The organism is Afipia sp. GW822-FHT03D08, assembly GCF_058801645.1.
In genome coordinates this window covers 537,049-559,431 of the sequence record NZ_JBXANK010000003.1, presented here as the reverse complement: position 1 = coordinate 559,431, position 22,383 = coordinate 537,049, and the positions used below count along the sequence as shown (strand labels likewise).

Here is a 22,383-nt window from a genome sequence, read left to right as displayed (position 1 = left end):
CATAAATGACTATTTGCGCTGATAGTTCGATGGACAATAGCTTGCAGCATAAAAATAATACTTCGGGGGAAAAAATGAAAATTGTCCATGCCGCACTCTGCGGCAGTCTCTTTGCAGCCATTGTCAGCACTGTGTCGCCGGCAGCCGCCAAAGTCGGAAGTTGCACCGACCCGATCCTGCTCGGCACCACCATTTCCGAGACGGGCCCGTTCTCGACGCTCACCGATCGCTGGCGTCAGATGACGGAAAATTTCTTCGACGAGATCAACAAGGATGGCGGCATTTTCGTCAAGTCCTGCGACAAGAAGCTACCAGTCAAGGTTGTCATCTATGACGACCAGAGCAATCCCACCACCGCCGTCTCTCTTTATGAAAAGATGGCCACTGTCGACCAGGTCGACTTCTTCCTCGGACCCGACTGGACGTCGCTGGGTTTACCGGTGCCGACAGTGGCCGAGCGAAATCAGATTCCTCTGGTCGCAGCAAATGTTGCAACCAAGTCGGCCTACGAACGCGGACTGAAATACATGTGGGGCACGCCCTATCCAGTCGTGCCGCTCTGGTCCGAGCGTTACTTCGACATGATCGCGAACGTTCAGCCGAAGCCGAAAACGATCTTCTTTGTCACCCACGATAATCCTGTGATGAAGGCAATCACGGAAACCTGGAGCAAGAAGGCCGAAGCCACCGGCTTACAGATTGTTGGACGCGAGATGTTCCCGGCCGATACCAAGGACTTCAGCGCCATCGTCCTGAAGGTCCGCGCCGCCAAGCCTGACATCGTCTACATCGCATCGTTCGATAATGTCTCCGGGCCGCTGGTTCAGCAGATGCGCCAACAGCGCATCAAGGCGATGGACGTTCATCACACCATGCTGACGGGCGCGCTCGCCCGTCAAACCGGCAAGGATGTCGAGGGAATGACCGGCGAGTTGGCGTGGTATCCCGGCATCGGCGGTGACTACAGCGATCTGGTCAAGCGGGTTCTCGAGCGATCGAAAGTCGATATGTTCGAGAGCATTTTCACCATGGGCCGCATTTCGTCCTATCTGGTCATGGTGCAGGCCATCGAACGCGCCGGCGCCGTCGACCGCGAAAAGGTTCGCGCAGCGCTGACGAAGGGAACGTTCAAGGCTCCGACCGGCGATGTCGTATTCGACGATACCGGCTTCCCGACCACGAACGGCGCGTTCACGATCCAGATACAGGACGGAAAAGTCGCCGTCGTGTGGCCGCAGAAATCCGCAACCGGCAAGCTGCGCTGGCCATCGCCTAGCTGGCAATAAGTAAAGACCGCATCATGTCTTTTGACATTGTGGCACAAGTCGCCATTGGAGGCCTCCTCATCGGAGGCCTCTATGCCTTGTTCGCGTTTGGCCTGTCCCTGATCTATGGCGTGGCGCGCATTCTCAACTTCGCGCACGGAACATTGCTCGCAACCGCCGGCATCGCGGCCAGCGTGCTTTATGCCGCGCTCAACTGGCATCCGGTGGTGTTGCTGGTGATCCTCGTTCCGGTGTTCTTTCTGTTCGGCTGCGGGTTTTTCCTTTTTCTGCTCAGTCCGTTGCGCAAGCGCAACCACTTCCAGACCACGGTCGGCACCGTGCTGACGACGGTTGGCGCGCTGATCATCCTGAGCGACGTCGCCGCGTGGCTTGCAGGCCCCCGACCGCGCAACATCCCGATCCGTTCGGATGTTTTCGAGATCGGCGACATCCTGATCCCGACGTCGCAGGCTTATATGCTTGCAGGCATTACGTTGTTTACGATCGCACTCCATTTTTTCCTTCAGCGCTCATGGTTCGGCCGCTCCGTTCGTGCCGTCACGCAGGATCATGTGGGCTCCGAGATCTGCGGCGTACGCAGCGCCCGGGTCCACGCGATGACGTTCGGTCTCGGCTCCGCACTCGCGGCCATTGCCGGCGTTCTTTATGCCATGACGTTCCCGATCGATCCTTACGCCGGATTTCATCTGACCGTGAAGGCATTCACCATCATCGTTCTGGGCGGAATCGGAAACCTGATTGGCGCGCTGATCGCCGGCCTGTTGCTCGGCCTCGCCGAGGCCTTTACGGCCTTCTTCTGGTCCTCTGAATGGGCGCCGGCCATCAGCATCGTCCTTCTCCTCCTGATCCTTGTGCTGTTCCCGCGCGGGCTTACCTCCTGGAAAAGAGCCTGACATGCCGAGCCGCTCTCTCGCTTTCTCCGCCGGAATTGTCGTTGTCGCGGCTTTTGCGGCGCTTCCCCTGCTCGGCATTGCCTATGCAACAAGCATTGGCATGACGTTGCTGGTTGCCTTTGTCCTCGCGCAAAGCTGGGACTGGGTTGGCGGCGAAGCCGGTTACGTCAATCTCGGCCATTTCGTATTTTACGGCCTCGGCGCGTACGTTTTCTGCATTCTGCTCGTCAGAGGCGTGCCGATGCCTGTGTGTCTCGGCGTGGCCTGCGTGTTGACGGCAGCAGTCGCCGCCTTGCTCGCTTTTCCCCTGTTCCGATTGAGCGGCGATTACTTTGCTTTCGCCACACTCGCGCTGCTTCCGCTGTTTGAACTGCTTGCCTTTAATCTGACTCCGGTCACCGGTGGAGCAGACGGAATTGTGCTTCCGCCGCACTACGTGCTGGGTACCGCGTTCTACCTCACTCTCATCCTCGCCGTCGTGACATTCCTGCTGACCGGCATGCTGACATCCAGCCGCTTCGGCTATGCCCTCAAGAGCATTCGCAACGATGAACTGGCAGCGGAGATCGTGGGAATCCGCATCTTCCCGGCCAAGCTCGCGGTGCTTGTGCTGAGTGCCGCATTTGCTGCGTTGGCGGGCGCCATTCAGGGCTGGCAGCTCAGCTATATCGATCCGCCGACGGTGTTTGGCCTGAACGTCGCGCTGGTTCCCATCTCGATGGCTCTCCTCGGCGGCTCCGGTAAACGCTGGGGACCTGTTGTCGGCGTCGTGATCCTGTTCGCCCTGCAGCAATGGCTTCTCGTCAATATAACCATCTTGCAGGCAACCGTTTATGGTCTTGTTATCCTCCTGATCGGCCGCTTTATGCCCGGCGGATTGCTGCGGGCGCAATTTGCCCAGAACATCCCACTCGTTCGCTTGCTATCGCGGGATCATCACCGCGACATTGGCAAGCCATCCAATGTCGTGCCGCTGCATGCAGGCCAACTCCCGATCAGGACCTCGAACGAGCGCGGGAACGTCTTGCTCGAGACCCGCGACCTCACCATGCGTTTCGGTGGAAACATTGCGGTCAACGCAGTGAACATCAAAATCCGCCAGGGCGAGATCGTCGGGCTGGTCGGCGCCAACGGCTCCGGAAAGACCACGCTCTTCAACTGCATATCGAAAGTCTATGAGCCCACGGGAACGATAATCTTCGACGGCAGCCCCATCGACGGCTTACGGCGCGACGAGGTGTCGCGCGTCGGCGTCGGGCGAACCTTCCAGAATCCACGCCCGTTCGGCGACCTCACCGTACTCGAGAACATCGCAATCGCGCTGACCTATCGCGCCGACAACAAAGCACTCAGCACCGCCTTCGAAGAAAGCGCTCAATTCGCGGCGTTCGTCGGACTTCAAGACCGGCTGTCAAGTCGCGCCGACTCACTCACCTTGCAGGAAAAGAAGAGCCTCGAACTGGCCCGTGCACTTGCGCTCAAGCCGAAGCTGCTGCTGGTGGATGAAGTTGCATCCGGACTGACGCCCGCTGAGGTGAAGCAGTTTGTCGGGCATATACGGGACATCCGCGATACCTACGGCATCACGGTCATGTGGGTGGAGCACATCTTCTCGGCGCTCGCGCAGGTCGTCGACCGCCTCATCGTGCTGGAGCAGGGCGTCGTCATTGCCGATGCCCCGCTTGCAGAAGCCGTTAAGGATCCCAAAGTCCTGAAATCCTATCTCGGAACCGGCCCGGCGAACGTCGCATGACCAATATGCTTGAAGTTTCGAATCTTTCTGTCTCCCACAGCAGCCTGCAGGCGCTGTGGGACGTCTCCTTCCGTGTCGCCAAGGGCGAGTGCGTCGGCATTCTCGGTGCAAACGGTGCAGGCAAGAGCACGACACTCGGCGCACTGATCGGCCTTTATCCGCCCACGTCCGGGGAGATACGACTTCTCGGACACCAGCTCGCAGGCAAATCGCCGACCGAGTGCGTGACACACGGACTTGCGCTTGTGCCTGAAGGTCGCAGGCTGTTTCCTGAAATGACCGTTCGCGAAAATCTCGAGATGGGTGCTTATCTCCCGGGCGCGCGATGTGTCCTCGCTGAGAACCTCGATAAGGTCTACGGACTGTTTCCAGTTCTGAAGCAAAAGAACGGGCAGAACGCAGGCGAGCTGAGCGGTGGCCAGCAGCAGATGGTCGCCATTGGGCGCGCTTTGATGACGTCACCGCGCATCTTGCTGCTCGACGAGCCGTTCCTCGGCGTAGCTCCGCTGCTGGTCGATGAAGTCATGCAAGCCCTCAGACGCATCGCAGCAGACGGCATGACCATTGTGCTGGTCGAGCAGAATATCCATCGCGCGCTCGATTTCGTGGATCGTGCTTACGTCATCGAGAGCGGCCGCGTCGTCCTTGAGGGCACGCGCGAGTTGCTGCTCGGTGACGCCAGCTTCAGCGACAAGTTTCTCGGATTGGATTGACGAGCGATCTGCTCGCGGAACGCGACCTTTACGCCGCGCACCTCGAACGCCTCCGGGGCAAGCGTCCCCACGACGAGGTGTTGGCCTACTCCCGCTCGTTCCGAAAACTGATCGATACGTCGGCGGACTTCGTGGGCGAGGACCTGCAGGCAGGTCACGAGGGACTGGCTCGGTCCATTCGCGACGTGATCGAGACGACCACCGTTGTTCCGGCGCCAGCCGGTCAGCCGCCCATGATCCGTCTGAAAGGACACCCCGAAAGCCTGCTCGGAGAACCGTCGTTCTTTGATCGTTCCAGTGCGGGGGGTGTGATGGTAGCGAGAGAGGGACTCGAACCCCCGACCCCAGGATTATGATTCCCGTGCTCTAACCAGCTGAGCTACCTCGCCACACGTCCAGACCGCCTTCGCGGTCGCGAACGGCGGCATATAAGAAGTCACCCAAATGCCTGTCAAGCAACGATGGCTGAAAGCGCCCACTGATTGGCCTTGCATGCGCATTCTCCGGGAATCGGCACGCGCGAAGGCTTAAAAACCTTACTTTGGCCGCACCGAGGGATCGCCTCCGGGGCTGCCAGGCGGCGGAATCACCGGCATGGTCCCGCCCTGAGGGGTCGGCGCGTGCATCTCGGGGTCGACACCCGGCGGAGGGCACAGCACGCCATCGGATTTCGCCAGCCGGTCGCCGAGCGATTCCGGCGCGCGTCCTGTCGTGGTTCCTCGCGGCGCGACGGTGCCTTCGTGCGGAACAGCCTCGGTCGGCGTGCAGTTCGTCGAGGCTGCACGGTCGGGATTTGGCGGCGCAGTTTGCGCCGGGGGCGTCGCCGGCGCGGGCGGCGCCTGCGCAAACGCCACAGCAGGCAACACCATCAGCGCGGCGCTTACGGCAATCGGAAGCTTTATAGTCATGGAACGGAAACGGCGTCGCGGCGGAGATGTTCCCTGCGACACATCGCGGCAATCAGCCCTTGCGATAGCGGATCAGCGAAAAGTGCCCCATCGGCGCCATCGGACGGCGCTCGACCAGTGTCACGCCGCCGTGTTTCGCAGCCCAGTTCACCAGCCGCGCCCACGGAAATTCCGGCCGCCAGCCAAGCCGCCGCGCCAGCGGCGCGAACGCGAGTTCGAAGATCTTGCGCGGGCCGCTTTCCGCGCCGATGTGATTGACCAGAATGAGTTCACCGCCCGGCTTCAGCACGCGCATGAAATCGTCGAGCGTCGCTTCCGGGTCCGGCACCGCCGTGATGACATATTGGGCCACCACCGCATCGAACGTGCCGTCCGGGAATGCGAGGTTCTTTGCATCCATCACCGATAGCGTTTCGACATTGGTGAGGTTTTGTGCGCGCACGCGCTCCTGCGCCTTGCGCAGCATGGGCTCGGAAATATCGACGCCATGGAGCTTCGTGGTGCGCGAATAATCCGACAGCGACAATCCGGTGCCGACGCCGACATCCAGCACACGGCCGCCGATCGCATCGGCGACGGCGATGGTGGACTTGCGGCCCTCGTCGAACACCTTGCCGAACACCATGTCGTAAACCGGCGCCCATGCGGCGTAGGCCTTCGCCACTCCGGCACGATCGATGTCGTTGGTCATGTCCCCGCCCTGTTACGCAACACTTGTTCTTGTCCGGCACGATCGGCCGGAAGTCCCTTATTCTTGAAGGACCAGACGTTATCCGGCAAGGGCTTCGCGCTGACGCGGCACTGACACAAGGTCGCGCGGCGCGGCGCTGATGAAGCCGCCGCCGAGCACGCGCGCCTGTCCCGCAGGCGCATCGTAGAACACGCAGGCCTGTCCCGGCGACACGCCTTCTTCACCGTCGACGAGTTCGACTTCATAAGCACCGCCAACGCGGCGCAGCCAGGCCGGCTGCGCCGGACGGGTGGAGCGCACCTTGACGAACATCTCGAGGCCGTCGCCGATCGCAGAATTCAGATCGCCGCCGCCGATCCAGTTGACGTCGCGCAACAGGATACGGCGGACATTCAGCGCCTCGCGCGGGCCGACCACAACACGGCGCGTCTGTGCATCGAGATGCACGACATACAGCGGCGCGCTCGCCGCGATGCCGAGGCCGCGGCGCTGGCCGATGGTGAAACCGACGATGCCCTGATGGCGGCCGAGCACATGGCCATTGAGATCGACGATGTCGCCCGGCTCCATGGCGTTCGGCTTCAGGCGTTCGATCACATCGGTGTAGCGGCCGGTCGGCACAAAGCAGATGTCCTGGCTGTCGTGCTTGTCGGCGACCGACAGTCCGAAGCGGCGCGCGAGTTCGCGGGTCTGCGCCTTCGTCATGTCGCCGAGCGGAAAGCGCACGTCGGCCAGTTGATCGTGCGTGGTCGCGAACAGGAAGTAGCTCTGGTCGCGATCGGCATCGGCGGCGCAGACCAGTGCGCGCGATCCGTCTTCCAGACGGCGCGACGCGACATAGTGTCCGGTGGCGAGCGCCTTGGCGCCGAGTTCGCGGGCGGTGCTCAGCAGATCGCGAAACTTGATCGAGCGGTTGCACTCGATGCAGGGCACCGGCGTCTCGCCGTGCACATAGCTCTCGGCGAAGCTCTCGATAACCGACTCGCGGAAACGGCTCTCGTAATCCAGCACGTAATGCGGAATGCCGAGACGCGCGGCGACATCGCGCGCGTCGTGAATGTCCTGGCCCGCGCAGCAGGCGCCCTTGCGGTGGGTCGCGGCGCCATGATCGTAAAGCTGCAAGGTGATGCCGACCACGTCGTAGCCTTCGGCCTTCAGCAGCGCGGCGGTCGCCGACGAATCGACACCGCCGGACATGGCGACGACGACCCGGGTGTCTTCCGGGCGACCTTCGAGGTCGAGGCTGTTGAGCATGACAGGGGCCGATCTTGCTGTTGCCGGGCCACTACCGCCCGCAACCGGTCATTTCTGGGTTCGCACTTTACTTATAGTCCGACCCTAGCCGAGGCAATCACGGTCGGCCTTGATCCATTGCAATTAAACCCGGCTCTTTTGGGGGGAAAATCTTGCCGCCGGGCAGAAAGCCCCCGGTTCCACGCCCGCCTCCGCCATGGCCGTTACCCAGCAAGCCATTGAAATATATCGTCTTTATAATCCATTGCCGGTGGCCCGGTCCTTGCTCAACAAAGGAAGCAATCACCTGAAAGGCCGCCCGTGTTCAGCGTTACCCCGGAACCAGCCGCATCCAAGCCCGCCTATGCCGCTTTCGATCCGCAGGCGAGGCAGACACGCGCCGAACAGCCGCCCTCGGACGGGTTCGCCGCACTGGTGGACAGCAACGCCAACGCTAACGCCAGCTCCGACCCCCGCCCCGCGCCGGATACGCCGGCCGCGCCTCGCCGCGACTCCCGCGACACGCGGCAGGCCGATGCCCCCCCTCCCGGCAAGGACAGGCCGCAGGCCGATAGCCCCACCTCCGCGAACAAGGATTCGAGCGCCGCGCAGCAGGATGCCGGCCCCTCCACACCGGCCGATGCCAAGGCAACCGGCGGCAAGACCGACGGCAAGGATAAAACCGCGTCTGACGCCGCGAAAACCGACGACAAATCCGGCAGCGATGACGCCGCCGCGAGCACCGCGATTCCGGTAATTCCAGCCATCGTCACCGATCCGGTCGCGGTCGTGATCACCGCCGCAGCCAATCCGGTTGCCGCAGCCGCAGACGAAACAGCGTCTGCCGCGACGACCGCTGCAACGGCGGCGATCACCGGTACATCGGCCGTTATCACGCCCGCCGACGCATCGGCCGCGCAGGCAGCGGCAGTTGCGGAGGCCGCGATCACCAGTGCAACCACCGCAGCCGATCCGTCAGCTCCAGCGGTCGCCGCCACGCCGGGAGCAACAGCCGCGACCGCTGCGGCAACCACCGTCATCAAGTCCGACGGCGGCAAGACCGAAATCCCGGCAAAGACGACGGAGACCGCGCCCGCAAAGGATGGCAAGGACGGCAAGCGGGCTGCCGATCCATCGGCCAAGCCGGTGCCGGATCAGACCGTCAAGCCGGAGACCGCTGCATCGAATGCAGACGACAAGCCGGCGCAGCATGACAAGGCGGCTGCGGAATCCGGTACGGCCGATGCCGAGCCAACGAAACACGCTGCCAAGGCAACGCCGCAAGCCGAGCACCGCACTGCTGCTTCCGCGCCTCAGCCTGCGCTGCAGACCGAACCTGGTTTGCAGCCACCTATCGCGGGTCAATCGTTGGTTCAGGTCCACGCCGCCAATCTCACGGCGATCCCCGTACCCGCGGCGAATACAACGCTCGCCGACAGCGCGCCGGTGCCGCTGAACGGCCTTGCCGCTGACATCGCGCTGCGCGCGGCGGGCGGCAACAGCCGCTTTGAAATACGTCTCGACCCGGCGGAGCTCGGCCGCATCGATGTGCGCCTCGACGTCGACAAGCACGGCAATGTCACCTCGCACCTGACGGTGGAACGGCCGGCGACGCTCGACATGCTGCGCAACGACGCGCCGAGGCTCCAGCAGGCGCTGGAGGACGCGGGCCTGAAGACCGGCGACTCGGGATTGCAGTTCAGCCTGCGCGACCAGTCGTCCTCAGGCCGCGATGGCGATAACGGCTCCGGCCGCAATTCGCAGCGCGTTGTCATCACCGAAGAAGACGCCGTCCCCGCACAGGTCGCAGGACGAACCTACGGCCGCATGCTCGGAGCGAGCAGCGGCGTCGACATCAGGATTTGAGGAGACCATCATGGCGGTCGATGCAGCAACCATGCCGACGATACCGACGTCGGCGCCCGCGACAAACAATTCGTCCGGTTCGAATTCGAGCAACACCAACAGCAGTTCGACCGGCATCGCGGATAATTTTCAATCCTTTCTGATGCTGCTGACCACGCAGTTGCAGAACCAGAACCCGCTCGATCCGCTGGATACCAACCAGTTCACCCAGCAGCTCGTGCAGTTCGCGCAGGTCGAACAGCAATTGAAGTCGAACAGCCAGCTTGAATCGCTGGTCAAGATCGAACAGAGCGCACAGTCGACGCAGGCGCTGGTGTTCGTCGGCCAGACCGTGGCCGTCGACGGCAGCACCGCGCATTTCGACGGCAACGCGACCTGGAATTTCAACGCGCCGCAGAATTCGAGCGCGACCATCACCATCACCAACTCAGCGGGTCAGACCGCTTACACCGGCAGCTTCGCCATCGGCTCCGGAAATTCCAGCTTCGTCTGGGATGGCAAGGGCAATGACGGCACCAAGTGGCCGGTCGGTGACTACAAGATGACAGTCACCGCCAAGGATGCCGGCGGCAAGGACGTTGCGATCTCGACCGAGGTTCAAGGTACCGTTGATTCCGTCGACCTCACCGCAAGCCCGGCGCTGCTGTCGATCGGCGGCAAGAACTACACGGTCGATCAGATCAAGCGTGTCGTGAAACAGGCCGCGTCGAGCTGACGATGTGACAATCCGCTGACGCGGCGCAATTCCTGACCGAGACTTTTCATATCCACAGGCTGGTCCCTCACGGGACCGGCCTGTCCCGTTTTGGGCAGATCGAAGGAGAATCGTATTGGAGGCTTGGGTTTAGGTAAATTTTAAGCCGCCGGGGGTAGCTTGTTCCCACGAGTTCAGTTGTTTCGAGTTTGTGAGTACACCATGACAGAACCCCACCGCCCGAGGGTGAAGTACGTCATCGGGCCCGATGGCAGTCCGCTGACGATCGCGGATCTCCCCGCGCCCGGTACCAAACGGTGGGTTATCCGCCGTAAGGCCGAGGTTGTGGCCGCGGTCCGCGGAGGTCTCCTCTCCCTTGAGGAAGCCTGCAGCCGTTACACCCTGACAGTTGACGAATTCCTGTCCTGGCAGTTCTCCATCGACCAGCACGGTCTGGCCGGATTGCGCACCACCCGCATCCAGCAGTACCGCCAGTAAGTCTTTCTCCCCGATTTCATCGCAATTTTCCGAAAACCGGCTCCCTTACGGGAAGCCGGTTTTTGGCATTTCCGCTTTTTCTCCTCACCCGTTAACCGTCGTTAACCATATGGAAACCATAGATAGGCAAATTCTGCCCAGTCGGCGTGTGAGCCGAATCTCTGGGGTGGTTCGTGCAGGGTTTGTTTTCCTTCCTGAAAGGTCTGGGCGCAGCGCGAATGGCGGCTATGGCCGCCGTAACGCTGGCTCTCGTCGGTTTCTTCGGCTTTGTCATCATGCGCGTCACCACGCCGCCGATGGCCACCCTCTTCACCGACCTCACCTATGAAGACTCCTCGGCGATCATCAAGGATCTGGAACGCCAAGGCATTCCCTATGAAATGAAGAACGACGGCGCCGTCATCCAGGTGCCGAAGGACAAGATCACCCGGCTGCGCATGAAGCTGGCCGAAGGCGGCCTGCCCAAGGGCGGCGGCATCGGTTACGAGATTTTCGACAAGTCCGACGCCCTCGGCTCCACCAGCTTCGTCCAGAACATCAACCACCTGCGCGCCCTCGAAGGCGAACTGGCCCGCACCATCAAGGCAATCGACCGGATTCAGGCCGCGCGCGTGCATCTGGTGCTGCCGGAGCGGCCGCTGTTCTCCCGCGAAACCCCCGAGCCGTCCGCCTCGATCGTGCTGCGGGTCCGCGGCGCACTCGAACCGCAGCAGGTCCGCGCCATCCGTCATATCGTCGCCTCCGCCGTCAACGGCATGAAGGCGCAGCGGGTCTCCATCGTCGACGAAGCCGGCCAGTTGCTGGCCAACGGCGCCGCCGGCGACGGCGCAGGTGACGGCGGCAGCGGCGACGAGCGCCGCGCGTCGTTCGAGAAGCGCATGCGCGACCAGGTCGAAGCCATCGTCTCCTCGGTGGTCGGCTCCGGCCGCGCCCGCGTCCAGCTCACCGCCGATTTCGACTACAACAAGATCACCCAGACCTCGGACAAGTTCGACCCCGAGGGCCGCGTGCTGCGCTCCAGCCAGTCCCGCGAAGAATCCGCCGCGACTGCGGGCGCCAACGACGGCCAGGTCACTGTCAACAACGAGTTGCCCGGCGCCCAGGGCCAGGGCGGCGGCGCCACCGCGAAAGACCAGAGCAAGAAGAGCGAGGAAATCAACAACTACGAGATTTCCCGCGTCACCAAGACGGAAGTCACCGAAGCCGGCCGGGTCAACCGCATCTCGGTCGCTGTGCTGGTCGACGGCAGCTACAGCAAGAACGACAAGGGCGAGGTGGTTTACGCGGCCCGCGCGAAGGAAGACCTCGACCGCATCGCTGCACTGGTCCGCTCCGCCATCGGCTTCGACCAGAAGCGCGGCGATCAGGTCGAGATCGTCAACCTGCGCTTCGCGGACGTCCCGTCGGTGATCCCGGCCGAGGCTCCGAAGGGCCTGCTCGGCATGTTCCAGTTCACCAAAGATGACATCATGTACTTCGTGGAGCTCGGCGTGATGTTCGTGCTGGGCGTTATCGTGGTGTTCATGGTGGTGCGCCCGCTGCTCAAGCGCGTGCTCGCCGCAGATGCCGCCGCCGCCCATGCTCCGCTCCCGGCCCTGCCGGAAACCCCGCCGGCGCCGACCAATCCGCAGCCGCAGATCGCCAGCAACGCGACCGCGCAGATGATCGACGTCGCGCAGGTGCAGGGCCAGGTCCACGCCCAGTCCGTGCACCGCGTCGGCGAACTCGCCGACCGCAACCCGAACGAAACAGCTTCCATCATTCGTCAGTGGCTTTCAGAACCGGCCTGATCCGACATGGCAAACGCACCCGCGCTCACCAACAACAACGCCCAGAACACCAGCGACATCGCCGGTGTCGTCGCCACCCTGGCCAGCCGCCAGAACGGCCGCGCCAAGACCAAGCCCATGTCGGGACCGAAGCGCGCCGCCATCATGATGCTGGCGCTCGGCGAACAGTACGGCGGCAAGATCTGGTCGATGCTGGACGACGACGAGGTCCGCGAGCTGTCGCTGGTGATGTCGTCGCTCGGCACCGTCGAAGCCGATGTGGTCGAAGACCTGATGCTGGAATTCGTCTCGCGGATGTCGGCATCCGGCGCGCTGATGGGCAACTTCGACGCTACCGAGCGGCTGTTGCAGCAATACCTGCCCTCGGACCGGGTCCACGGCATCATGGACGAGATCCGCGGCCCGGCCGGCCGCAACATGTGGGAGAAGCTCTCCAACGTGCAGGAAGAGGTTCTCGCCAACTACCTCAAGAACGAATACCCGCAGACCATCGCCGTCGTGCTGTCGAAGCTGAAGCCCGAACATGCCGCGCGTGTGCTGGCGATCCTGCCCGAGGACATGGCGCTCGACGTCGTCAACCGCATGCTGAAGATGGAAGCGGTGCAGAAGGAAGTCATCGAACGCGTCGAACAGACCCTGCGCGTCGAATTCATGTCGAACCTGTCGCAAACCCGCCGCCGCGACGCCCATGAGGTGATGGCGGAAATCTTCAACAATTTCGACCGCCAGACCGAAACCCGCTTCATCACCTCGCTCGAAGAAGACAACCGCGAAGCCGCCGAGCGCATCAAGGCGCTGATGTTCACCTTCGACGACCTCGTCAAGCTCGATGCCGGATCGGCCCAGACGCTGATGCGCCATGTCGACAAGGACAAGCTGGGCATCGCGCTCAAGGGCGCCAACGAGACCGTGCGCGACTTCTTCATGGGCAACATGTCGAGCCGCGCCGCAAAGATGCTGCTGGACGACATGGCGGCGGCAGGCCCGGTACGCCTGCGCGACGTCGACGAGGCGCAGGCGCTGCTGGTCAACCTTGCCAAGGATCTCGCGGCCAAGGGCGAAATCATGCTGCAGAAGAACCGTGCTGACGACGAGCTGGTGTACTGATGGGCGCACCCGCAAAATTCCTGTTCGATCTCGACTTCGCCGCACCGGACGTCGCGAAGGAACGCGCGGCCACCGCCGCCGAAGTCGCCCAGCAACTGGCGGACGCGGAAGCACGCGCCTATCGCGCCGGTTATGAGGCTGCGCGGCATGAAGCCAAGGCGGAAAGCGACCGGCGCGCGGCGCTGGCGCTGGAGGAAATCGGAATATCGATCAGGGCCATCGCCGGCCGGTTCTCGACCATTGAGGAGCGGATGGAGACCGAAGCCGTCGATGTCGCGCTGTCGGTCGCCCGCAAGCTGTGCGCGGAGATGATCGCCGCCGAACCGCTCACCGAAGTCATGGCGCTGGTCAGCGACTGCTTCCGGCACCTGACCTCGACCCCGCACATCGTGGTGCGGATCAACGACGCGCTCTACGACGCCGCCCGTGTGCAGATCGAACAACTGGCGAAGCGCAATGGCTTCGAAGGAAAGCTCGTGATCCTGGCCGAGCCGGACATCGCCAGCGGCGACTGCAAGATCGAATGGGCCGACGGCGGCGTGACGCTCGATCGCGCCACCATCGATGCGAAGATCAATGAACTCGTGGGGCGCTATCTCGCGTCCCGCAATCAGGCCGTGCTTCCCGGCCATGAGGACCGACCATGAGCGACACAGACAGCACCGTCCCGCTTCCCGATCTCAACGCCGCCGATACGCCGGTCGCCAATGATCAGAACTATTACGATGACGACGATCATGCCGGGCGAATTGCCGCCGACCTCGAGGCGGTGTTCGACGTTCCGGTTCAGGTGTCCGCCGTGCTCGGCCGCTCCAAGATGGACGTCGCCGATCTGTTGCGGCTCGGCCCCGGCACCGTGCTCGAACTCGACCGCCGCGTCGGCGAATCCATCGATATCTACGTCAACAACCGGCTGGTCGCGCGCGGCGAAGTCGTTCTCGTCGAAGACAAGCTCGGCGTCACCATGACTGAAATCATCAAGGCGGAACGCGCCTGATCCATTTGAGCAAACCGAGGCCGAAAATGGCCCGGACCACTCGCAAGACTTAATAACAGGAGACCACCATGCGGCTTCTCATCGTTGGCACACTCAAGGGCCAGCTTACCACCGCCACCAAGATCGCCATGGACAATGGCGCGACGGTGACCCACGCCGAAGACAGTGAACAGGCGATGCGTGTGGTGCGCGGCGGCAAGGGCGCCGACCTGCTGCTGGTCGATGTCGCTCTCGACATCCGCGATCTCGTGATCCGCCTGGAGGCCGAACATATCCATGTTCCGATCGTCGCCTGCGGCATCACCACCGACGCGCGCGCCGCGGTCGCCGCCATCCATGCCGGTGCGAAAGAGTACATCCCGCTGCCGCCCGATCCGGAACTGATCGCGGCGGTGCTGGCCGCGGTCGCCAACGACTCGCGCGATCTCATCTACCGCGACGACGCCATGGCTCGCGTGGTGAAGCTGGCGCAGCAGATCGCAGGCTCCGACGCTTCGGTGATGATCACCGGCGAATCCGGCACCGGCAAGGAGGTGCTGGCGCGCTATGTCCACACCCGCTCCAACCGCGCCCGGAAGCCTTTCATCTCGATCAACTGCGCCGCGATCCCGGAACACCTTCTGGAGTCCGAACTGTTCGGCCACGAGAAGGGCTCTTTCACTGGAGCGATCGCACGGCGCATCGGAAAGTTCGAGGAAGCCACCGGCGGCACGCTGCTGCTGGACGAAGTCTCGGAAATGGACGTCCGCCTGCAGTCGAAGCTGCTGCGCGCGATTCAGGAGCGCGTCATTGACCGCGTCGGCGGCACTCGCCCCGTGCCGGTGGACATCCGCATCATCGCAACCTCGAACCGCAATCTCGCCGACGCCGTCAAGGAAGGCAAATTCCGCGAGGACCTGCTGTTCCGTCTCAACGTCGTGAACCTGAAAATTCCGGCGCTGCGTGACCGCCCCGCCGATATTCTCGAACTGGCGCAACATTTCGCCAAGAAGTATGCCGACGCCAACGGCGTGCCGCTGCGGCCGATTTCGGCGGAAGCGCGCCGCGTGCTGACCACCAACCGCTGGCAGGGCAACGTCCGCGAGTTGGAGAACACCATGCACCGCGCGGTGCTGATGGCGAGCGGCGACGAGATCGGGCCCGACGCCATTCTCTCGCCGGACGGCGATCGCCTCGACACGGCGAAGACGCCGCCCGCCGTGGCACATGCGACCTTCGCCGCCGAGCAGGTGACCCGCGCGCTGGTCGGCCGCACCGTAGCCGACGTCGAGCGTGACCTGATCCTTGAAACGCTGAAGCATTGCCTCGGCAACCGCACCCATGCCGCTAACATTCTAGGCATCTCGATCCGCACCCTGCGCAACAAGCTCAACGAATACGCCGACGACGGCCAGCCGATCCCGCCGCCGGGCTCCGGCGAACTGCGCGGTGTCGCAGCGGCCTGAATAATCGAAGGATGTCATGCGCGGGCTTGACCCGCGCATCCATCATTCTTCAAAAAAATGCGTCCATAAAGATAGATAGCCGGGTCAAGCCCGGCCATGACGATTCTAAAATGAACCCCGCTTTCGCGGAGACGACGCGGAGGGAAAGCCATTTTGCCGGCGCGGATTAATTCTGCGCCGGCTTTTTCGCGGTCGCTTCCGCGATCCGCTTGATTCCCGCGAGTCCCTTCGCCATCTCGGCGCCCAGCACCTTGTCCATGCTGACAAAGAGACAGATCGCCTTGCCGATAAAATCGTTCTGGCCGGACATGCTCCACGTCAAAGAGGTGCCCTCGCCTTCCCCCTTCAATGTGAAGTCGGAATAACTGGAGCCCACGAACGGCTTCACAAAATCGGTTCTGATTTTCACGAGCGCGCCGGGCTGGCTTTCCACCAGCGTCATGCGTCCCTCGCCGACCTCGTTGTTGCCCGACCAGGCGAACACCGCACCCTTGCCGCTGGCGGGACCGTCGAACCAGACCTTTGCCTTTGGATCGCGCTCCGCCCAGGGCGACCACGCCTGCCAGCGATGGAAATCGTCGATCTGCGCGAAGACATCCTGCGGAGGCGCGGAGATCGTTGTCGCCCGCGTAATCTGGTAGTCTGACGGTTGCAGCAGGATCAGCCCGAGAAACGATCCGATCATCGCAATCAGACCGATCAGAATCTTTTGCATCATGAGAGTTAACTCGTCCGTTCCACATTCGCGCTGCGGCTGGGCACGCCGAATTCCCTGCGGCACACCTCGGCCAGAGCCGCAACGCCGTCGCGGATCTCCCGCACCGACGGACTGGCGAAACACAGCCGCAACCGGCTCTTGCTGTATCCCGCGTTGACCGACCATTCTGTACCCGGATTGATCGCAATGCCCGACGCCAGCGCCGCCTGATAGAGCTTCATCGTATCGACGTTATCGGGCAGCTTGACCCAGAGAAAGATTCCGCCCGGCGGATCGTCGAATTCGGCGGCAGTGCCGAATTGCTCGGCCAGCGCCTCCATCATCGCTTCCAGCTTGACGCGCAGGCCCCGCGCCAACTTCCGCACGTGATCGTTGAAATGCGCCGTGCAGAATTCCGCGAGCACCATCTGCTCAAGCGCGCCGGAGCCCGCATCGGTCTTGATCGGCAGAATGCGCGACAGCACCGCCCAAGGCGCCACAATGTAACCGACACGCAACGCCGGCGCGACCGACTTGGAGAACGAGCCGATATGGATGACGCCGCCGGTCTTGCTCATGGCGTAGAGCGCGGGCGGGCGCTTGCCGTTCCAGATCAGATCGGCGTAGCAATCGTCTTCGAAGACCGGCACGCCGTACTCTTCGGACAGTTTCAGCAGTTCGGCGCGCCGCTGCTCGCTCATGATGGTGCCAGTCGGGTTCTGCACCGTCGGAATGGTGTAGATGTATTTCGGCCGAATGCCTTTCGCTTTCAAATCCGCAAGCGCCGCGGCGACGGCATCGATCCGCATGCCGTCATCATCAAGCGGAATGCCGACGATTGACGCCGCGCCGCACCAGCCGCGTGATCGAACCCTGATAGCACTCCTGCTCGATCAGCACGGTATCGCCCGGCGATGTGAGAAGCGCATTGACCAGATCGAGGCCCTGCAGCGAGCCCGACGTGATCAGGATCTCATCGGCGGTGCAGGTAATGCCCGCATCGCGCCTGAGCTTGCCGACAAGGAATTCACGCAAGGGCCGATAGCCGAGCGGTCCGCTGTTGAGCCCATAGGTCGCGAGTGTCGCACCTTCCCGCGTCAGCACCGCGGTCGATGCCGCCAGCAGCCGGTCGACCGGCACCTGATCGGCGTCATTGTTGCCACCGACGAAATTGTACTTCGGGAAGCCGTTCCATTTCGCAGCCGCAGGCGGCAATCCGCTGGCCAGCAGCGGCGTGAAGTCGAACGAATTTTCAGCAGAACTCATGGCGCGTCTCCCCGTTTATTGTTGTTTCGGGGACACCCCCATCGCCAGCTAGGCGCAGCGTGGCGTTAACTTACAGATATGGACTGTCGGGGCGCAACCGGCATCGCGCCGCAGCGCTTCAGGCGCGGGACGGCCGGTTGGAGCGCTCGTAGATCACCGGCGGCGCGGGATCGTCACCCGCCGTGGATCGGAGATAGAAATTGTAGGCGAACAGACCGAACACCACCGCAACAAATGCGACAACAAGTCCGATAAACACGCGCTTGAAGATTCTCGCCATGTGCGTTCGTTCTGCGCCTGTCAGTGCGCACCCGGTGCAGCGCGTCTGGCGACATGCCGTTGCAGCAGCCACAGCAGCGGCGCGTAAATCAATGACATGAACAGGCCGAACATCGCGCCGACGCTCGGAACGCCGTGCAGCACCACCGCATAAAGCTCCGCCAGACCGCCGAGCATGATCATGAAGGTCAGAATTCCGAACCGCTCGCGATACCGCTCGACATGAGGGATCGAGGCCAGAAGCACGACACCCATTCCGGCCATCATTCCCGAGAGAAGCCGGAAGTAATTATCGACCGTGATGGTGCCGACGCCATGCAGAAACTGAACACCGAGAGCCACCCCGCACAGTCCAAGACCAAGCAGCACCAGCGCGCTGAAAGCGGTGGCAATCTGAAGAAAAAGCCGTTCCATGGCGCACCGGTCGATTTGGGATCTTCAGGCCGAACCATATATGAGAAGCGGCGGCGATGGCGACGGATGTTTCGTCACGAAACGCCGCATAATTTGTCATCATAAGGGCCGCGAGTCAGGTATGCACATCTGCCCCGCCAGCGGTGCCTTATCCGCTTGCGGTTCGTCTTATTTGAAGTATCCAGCACATCACGATGACCTCCTTCACGCCGCATCAGGATCAGGCGCTTCGCGCCGTCGCCGACTGGCTCAAGGCCAAGCCGGGCAAGAACGGCACGCCGCCGGTGTTCCGGCTGTTCGGCTATGCCGGCACCGGCAAGACCACCCTGGCGCGGCATATTGCGGAGGGCGTCAACGGCAATGTGAAATACGCAGCCTTCACCGGCAAGGCCGCGCTGGTGATGCGCAACAAGGGTTGCGACAATGCCTCCACCATTCATTCGCTGATCTACCGCACCCGCGAATCCGGCGAGGAGCAGCCGAGCTTTGAATTGTGGGACGACGCGCCCGCCTCCAAGGCCAAGCTGATCGTGATCGACGAATGCTCGATGGTCGACGCGGAACTCGGCCGCGACCTGATGTCGTTCGATTGCCCCTTGCTGGTGCTGGGCGATCCGGCGCAGTTGCCGCCGATCCAGGGCGGCGGCTTTTTCACCGATGCCGAGCCGGATGCGATGCTCACCGAAGTGCACCGTCAGGCGCAGGACGACCCCATCGTGCGGATGTCGATGGCGGTGCGCGAAGGCCGCAGCCTCGATCTCGGCACCTTTGGCGAAAGCGAGGTCGTGCGGCGCGACGCGCTCGATCCGGACCGCGTCATGGGCGCTGATCAGGTTCTGGTCGGCCGCAACAACACACGGCGCGCGTACAACATGCGCGTTCGGCAGAAGCAGGGCATCGAGGATCCGTTTCCGGTGGCCGACGACAAGCTGGTCTGCCTGCGCAACAACCGCAAGAAGGCGCTGTTCAACGGCGGACTTTGGCGCGTGAAATCGCGCACACCGTCGAAGTCGAAGATTCTCACCATGCGGCTGTCGCCGGACGAGGAATTCGGCGCGAAGGTCACGAAGGTTTCGGTGCGGCAGGACTGCTTCAGCGGCGGGATCGAGGATATCCCGTGGGAACAGCGCCGGCCCTATGACGAGTTCGACTACGGCTATGTGCTGACCGTGCACAAATCCCAGGGCTCGCAGTGGAACGACGTCGTGCTGTTCGACGAAAGCTTCGCCTTCCAGGACAGCCGCGCGCGCTGGCTCTACACCGGCATCACCCGCGCCGCGAAACGGTTAACGGTGGTTGTCTGATACTTTTTTCCGATGCTCCATCTCGCATCGCAAAATGCAATTTTCTTGAGCGGTCCTATCATTAGCACCTATGGTCAACCCAAGCCGGCCACAGACGCCGGCATCGTCATGGGGGCATGGCGAAGGGGCTGAGGACGCAGGGGGATGACCGATTCCGTAAGTGGCGGGCTGGATATTTCCGGCCGCAATCTCGCCGGCGCCGGCCTTGGCGAGCGGCTGAAGCGTTATGCGCTCTGGATCAGCCGCCGCAATGTCTTCGATCTCGCCTCCTGCACGGCACTGACAGCCCTTGTCGTCGTCGCGATCTGGACCTTCCAGGATTACGCGATCTCCAACGACGAAGGCGTGCAGCATCGGTACGGCGAACTGATCATCGCCTATTACAAGAGCGGCTTCACCGATCAGTCGCTGTTCAAGCTCGACAATCTTTATCTCTACGGCGGATTGTTCGATCTCCTGGGGCTTGGCTTAAGCGCCATCATCCCGGTCGATCAGTATGAACTGCGCCATCTGCTGTGTGCGCTGATCGGCATTGGCGGGATCGCCGCCGCGGGCGCCACCACACGGCTGATCGCCGGGCCGCGCGCCGCCTTCTTCGCCATCATTGCGCTTGCGCTGTGCGGCTCATGGTATGGCGCGATGTACAACCACACCAAAGGCATCCCGCTCGCCTCCTTCATGGCCGGCGCGATGTTCTTCCTGATCCGCGCCAGCCGCGACCTGCCGACGCCGCGTATGCGCGACGTGATCGGCTTCGGCATCATGACCGGCGCTGCGCTCGGCATCAGATCGCTCAGCCTGCTGATGGTGGGATATCTCGGCCTTACGATCCTGATCAATCTGCCGCGCCCTGTGATCGGTCACTGGCAGGAGCGCACACGGTTCGCATTGCGCTCGCTGCTCTGGTTCATGCCTGCGCTGGTGATCGCCTATCTCATCATGATCGCGACATGGCCGTGGGCTGCGCTGTCTCCGCTCAATCCGGTCCGCGGGCTGATGTCGTTCGGCGAATTTCACTATCACATCCGCACCATCCTGTTCGGCCAGGTCTACGAGATGGCCGATGTGCCGCGCGCCTACGTGCCGACCTACATCGCCATCCGGCTACCGCTGCTGACGCTCGGTGGCATGCTCCTTACGCTCGCACTGCTGGCGTTGCCGGTGCGGGCCGGCGGTTTCCCGGGCCGCCGGCGCCGTGAGATCGGCATCATCGCTTTCACGGCGTTTTTCCCGGTGGCCTGCCAGGTCGTGGTGGAAGGACCGGCATTCGACGGCTGCCGGCACTTCCTGTTTGTGTTTCCCGCCATCGCCATCCTCGCAGGCATCGGCCTGAGCACATCCATCGGCGCGCTCGCGCGTCTGCATCGCAATGTCCTGATCGTGTGGCTGGCGGTCGTTGCGACCTGTTTCACGTGGACTGCGGGCAAGCTGTATCATCTGCACCCGTACGAATACCTCTATTACAACCAGCTCGTCGGCGGGCTGGAAGGCGCGTCGCGCCGCTTCGTCACCGACTACTGGGTCAACAGCATGCCGGAAGCCGTCGAAGAGCTTCACGACTTCCTCGACCGCACCGAGCCCGCGACCGCGCAGACCAAAACCTATCGCGTCGCCGTATGCGGCGAGCGCGTCTCCTATGAGGAGTATGCGCGGCCGAACCTGCAATGGATCAAGATGAGCGATTGGCGTCTTGCCGATTTCTACATCGCGCCGACGCACATGAACTGCGATCGCATTCTCGCAGGAAAAGTCATCGCCAGGGTCGAGCGCATGGGCGTCACGATCGGTGTCGTGAAGGATCGCCGCCGCATTCGCGAACCGGAAGAATGACCCGTTCGCAGAGAGGGCACACGGACTTGTGTCCGGCCCTCGCCATCGAGGTGCGATGATACGGAACCTTTTGGACCACAAAGGGTTACCATCTCCCACCCCAGAGACAGTCGCGCCTCGCGACGTCGCATTTTCAAATATCCACCTCACCTCCTTACGCGCATTGAAGGAAAATACATGCGAACAACAAAACTTCTCGCAGCCGCACTTCTTGCCGGTTCGGCAGCCCTCGCCGTCGCGCAGCCCGCAGCCGCGGCACCGCTGATGAACAACACGATGCTGTCCGGCGCGGCCTCAGGCAACGTTGAGAACGTTCAGTACTATCCGGTTCGCCGTGGCTACGGCCCGCGTTACGGCTACGGTCCCCGTTATGGCTATCGCGGCGGCTACTATCGGCGCGGCTACGGCAGCACGGCGGCAGGCGTCGGCATCGGCCTCGCCGCGGGTGCGATCATCGGCGGCGCCATTGCGTCGTCGCAGGCGCAGGCCCAGCAGAATGCAGCCTATTGCGCGCAACGCTATCGCTCCTACGATCCCGCATCGGGCACCTATCTCAACAACGACGGCAACCGCTATCCCTGCCCGTAAGTTTTTCGCCCTGAGCGATCACGACCAACCGCGAGACATTCGTCTCGCGGTTTTTTTGTTGCACGCAACGCCCCAATATATGTGGTTTGCGATGAGGTGCTCGGTTAGGCTTCGCCGCCAACAAGAATAAC

Annotated in this window: 21 protein-coding genes, 1 tRNA gene and 1 pseudogene; 15 read left to right on the top strand and 8 right to left on the bottom strand. The window is 62.6% G+C overall.

Going from position 1 to position 22,383, the window contains the following annotated elements; all coding sequences use genetic code 11:
• Positions 1-74: 74 nt before the first annotated feature.
• Genes AC1RM7_RS21925 through AC1RM7_RS21910 form a run of 4 tightly spaced genes read left to right on the top strand, consistent with a single transcriptional unit; the run spans position 75 to position 4,645 of the window.
• A complete protein-coding gene (locus AC1RM7_RS21925; protein WP_006018906.1) occupies positions 75-1,286 on the top strand; it encodes an amino acid ABC transporter substrate-binding protein in 1,212 nt (403 codons plus the stop codon).
• Between the two features lie 14 nt (positions 1,287-1,300).
• The gene (locus AC1RM7_RS21920) at positions 1,301-2,179 is read left to right on the top strand and encodes a branched-chain amino acid ABC transporter permease (protein ID WP_006018905.1); all 879 of its coding nucleotides are present in this window, start codon (positions 1,301-1,303) and stop codon (positions 2,177-2,179) included.
• Between the two features lies 1 nt (position 2,180).
• On the top strand, positions 2,181-3,932 hold the full coding sequence (locus AC1RM7_RS21915) for a branched-chain amino acid ABC transporter ATP-binding protein/permease (RefSeq protein ID WP_024919472.1): 1,752 nt from the start codon (positions 2,181-2,183) through the stop codon (positions 3,930-3,932).
• The gene (locus AC1RM7_RS21910) at positions 3,929-4,645 is read left to right on the top strand and encodes an ABC transporter ATP-binding protein (RefSeq protein ID WP_081758567.1); all 717 of its coding nucleotides are present in this window, start codon (positions 3,929-3,931) and stop codon (positions 4,643-4,645) included. The genes AC1RM7_RS21915 and AC1RM7_RS21910 overlap by 4 nt, the downstream gene beginning before the upstream one ends.
• A gap of 312 nt (positions 4,646-4,957) precedes the next feature.
• On the opposite strand, the gene AC1RM7_RS21905 is transcribed toward AC1RM7_RS21910, so the two are convergent.
• The 4 genes from AC1RM7_RS21905 to mnmA form a co-directional block, all read right to left on the bottom strand.
• Positions 4,958-5,034 (bottom strand) — tRNA-Met (locus AC1RM7_RS21905).
• A 147-nt stretch (positions 5,035-5,181) separates the two neighbouring features.
• Complete coding sequence (locus AC1RM7_RS21900; protein ID WP_024919474.1) at positions 5,182-5,553, bottom strand: hypothetical protein; 372 nt, start codon at positions 5,551-5,553, stop codon at positions 5,182-5,184.
• 52 nt (positions 5,554-5,605) lie between these two features.
• A complete protein-coding gene (locus AC1RM7_RS21895; protein ID WP_006018900.1) occupies positions 5,606-6,244 on the bottom strand; it encodes a class I SAM-dependent methyltransferase in 639 nt (212 codons plus the stop codon).
• Positions 6,245-6,322: 78 nt separating this feature from the next.
• Entirely contained in the window at positions 6,323-7,498 is a 1,176-nt protein-coding gene (gene mnmA / locus AC1RM7_RS21890) for a tRNA 2-thiouridine(34) synthase MnmA (RefSeq protein ID WP_024919475.1), read from the bottom strand.
• Between the two features lie 300 nt (positions 7,499-7,798).
• On the opposite strand from mnmA, the gene AC1RM7_RS21885 reads away from it, so the two are divergent.
• The 8 genes from AC1RM7_RS21885 to flbD all read left to right on the top strand — a co-directional run bounded on the left by AC1RM7_RS21885 (position 7,799) and on the right by flbD (position 15,874).
• Positions 7,799-9,343 carry a flagellar hook-length control protein FliK gene (locus tag AC1RM7_RS21885; protein ID WP_492837332.1) on the top strand — a complete coding sequence of 515 codons (1,545 nt, stop codon included), beginning with the start codon at positions 7,799-7,801 and terminating at the stop codon, positions 9,341-9,343.
• Positions 9,344-9,353: 10 nt separating this feature from the next.
• Positions 9,354-10,058, top strand: a complete 705-nt coding sequence (locus AC1RM7_RS21880; RefSeq protein WP_006018897.1) for a flagellar hook assembly protein FlgD — start codon at positions 9,354-9,356, stop codon at positions 10,056-10,058.
• Positions 10,059-10,259: 201 nt separating this feature from the next.
• A complete protein-coding gene (gene sciP, locus AC1RM7_RS21875; protein ID WP_002714638.1) occupies positions 10,260-10,535 on the top strand; it encodes a CtrA inhibitor SciP in 276 nt (91 codons plus the stop codon).
• Positions 10,536-10,708: 173 nt separating this feature from the next.
• A complete protein-coding gene (fliF, locus tag AC1RM7_RS21870; RefSeq protein ID WP_024919477.1) occupies positions 10,709-12,325 on the top strand; it encodes a flagellar basal-body MS-ring/collar protein FliF in 1,617 nt (538 codons plus the stop codon).
• 6 nt (positions 12,326-12,331) lie between these two features.
• Positions 12,332-13,432: a flagellar motor switch protein FliG gene (fliG, locus tag AC1RM7_RS21865; protein WP_006018891.1), complete on the top strand. Its 1,101-nt coding sequence runs from the start codon at positions 12,332-12,334 to the stop codon at positions 13,430-13,432.
• The gene (locus AC1RM7_RS21860; RefSeq protein ID WP_006018890.1) at positions 13,432-14,079 is read left to right on the top strand and encodes a FliH/SctL family protein; all 648 of its coding nucleotides are present in this window, start codon (positions 13,432-13,434) and stop codon (positions 14,077-14,079) included. Before fliG ends, AC1RM7_RS21860 begins: the two co-directional genes overlap by 1 nt.
• Positions 14,076-14,429 carry a flagellar motor switch protein FliN gene (fliN, locus tag AC1RM7_RS21855; protein ID WP_006018889.1) on the top strand — a complete coding sequence of 118 codons (354 nt, stop codon included), beginning with the start codon at positions 14,076-14,078 and terminating at the stop codon, positions 14,427-14,429. Before AC1RM7_RS21860 ends, fliN begins: the two co-directional genes overlap by 4 nt.
• Before the next feature lie 68 nt (positions 14,430-14,497).
• Positions 14,498-15,874 (top strand): sigma-54-dependent transcriptional regulator FlbD, encoded by a 1,377-nt coding sequence (flbD, locus tag AC1RM7_RS21850; RefSeq protein ID WP_024919478.1) that lies wholly within the window; start codon positions 14,498-14,500, stop codon positions 15,872-15,874.
• Positions 15,875-16,040: 166 nt separating this feature from the next.
• Here the strand turns inward: flbD and AC1RM7_RS21845 are convergent, their stop codons facing one another.
• From AC1RM7_RS21845 to AC1RM7_RS21830, 4 genes and pseudogenes are all read right to left on the bottom strand, one after another.
• On the bottom strand, positions 16,041-16,592 hold the full coding sequence (locus tag AC1RM7_RS21845) for an SRPBCC family protein (protein WP_024919479.1): 552 nt from the start codon (positions 16,590-16,592) through the stop codon (positions 16,041-16,043).
• Positions 16,593-16,597: 5 nt separating this feature from the next.
• Positions 16,598-17,837: pseudogene (locus AC1RM7_RS21840) on the bottom strand (aminotransferase-like domain-containing protein).
• A gap of 118 nt (positions 17,838-17,955) precedes the next feature.
• Complete coding sequence (locus AC1RM7_RS21835; protein ID WP_006018885.1) at positions 17,956-18,117, bottom strand: hypothetical protein; 162 nt, start codon at positions 18,115-18,117, stop codon at positions 17,956-17,958.
• 20 nt (positions 18,118-18,137) lie between these two features.
• Positions 18,138-18,530, bottom strand: coding sequence for a DUF4345 domain-containing protein (locus tag AC1RM7_RS21830; RefSeq protein WP_024919481.1), 393 nt, complete (start codon positions 18,528-18,530; stop codon positions 18,138-18,140).
• 194 nt (positions 18,531-18,724) lie between these two features.
• Between AC1RM7_RS21830 and AC1RM7_RS21825 the strand changes: the two genes are divergently transcribed.
• The 3 genes from AC1RM7_RS21825 (at position 18,725) to AC1RM7_RS21815 (ending at position 22,252) form a co-directional block, all read left to right on the top strand.
• Positions 18,725-19,834: an ATP-dependent DNA helicase gene (locus AC1RM7_RS21825; RefSeq protein WP_024919482.1), complete on the top strand. Its 1,110-nt coding sequence runs from the start codon at positions 18,725-18,727 to the stop codon at positions 19,832-19,834.
• 144 nt (positions 19,835-19,978) lie between these two features.
• Entirely contained in the window at positions 19,979-21,664 is a 1,686-nt protein-coding gene (locus tag AC1RM7_RS21820) for a hypothetical protein (protein ID WP_024919483.1), read from the top strand.
• 177 nt (positions 21,665-21,841) lie between these two features.
• Complete coding sequence (locus AC1RM7_RS21815; protein WP_006018881.1) at positions 21,842-22,252, top strand: BA14K family protein; 411 nt, start codon at positions 21,842-21,844, stop codon at positions 22,250-22,252.
• Positions 22,253-22,383 lie beyond the last annotated feature (131 nt).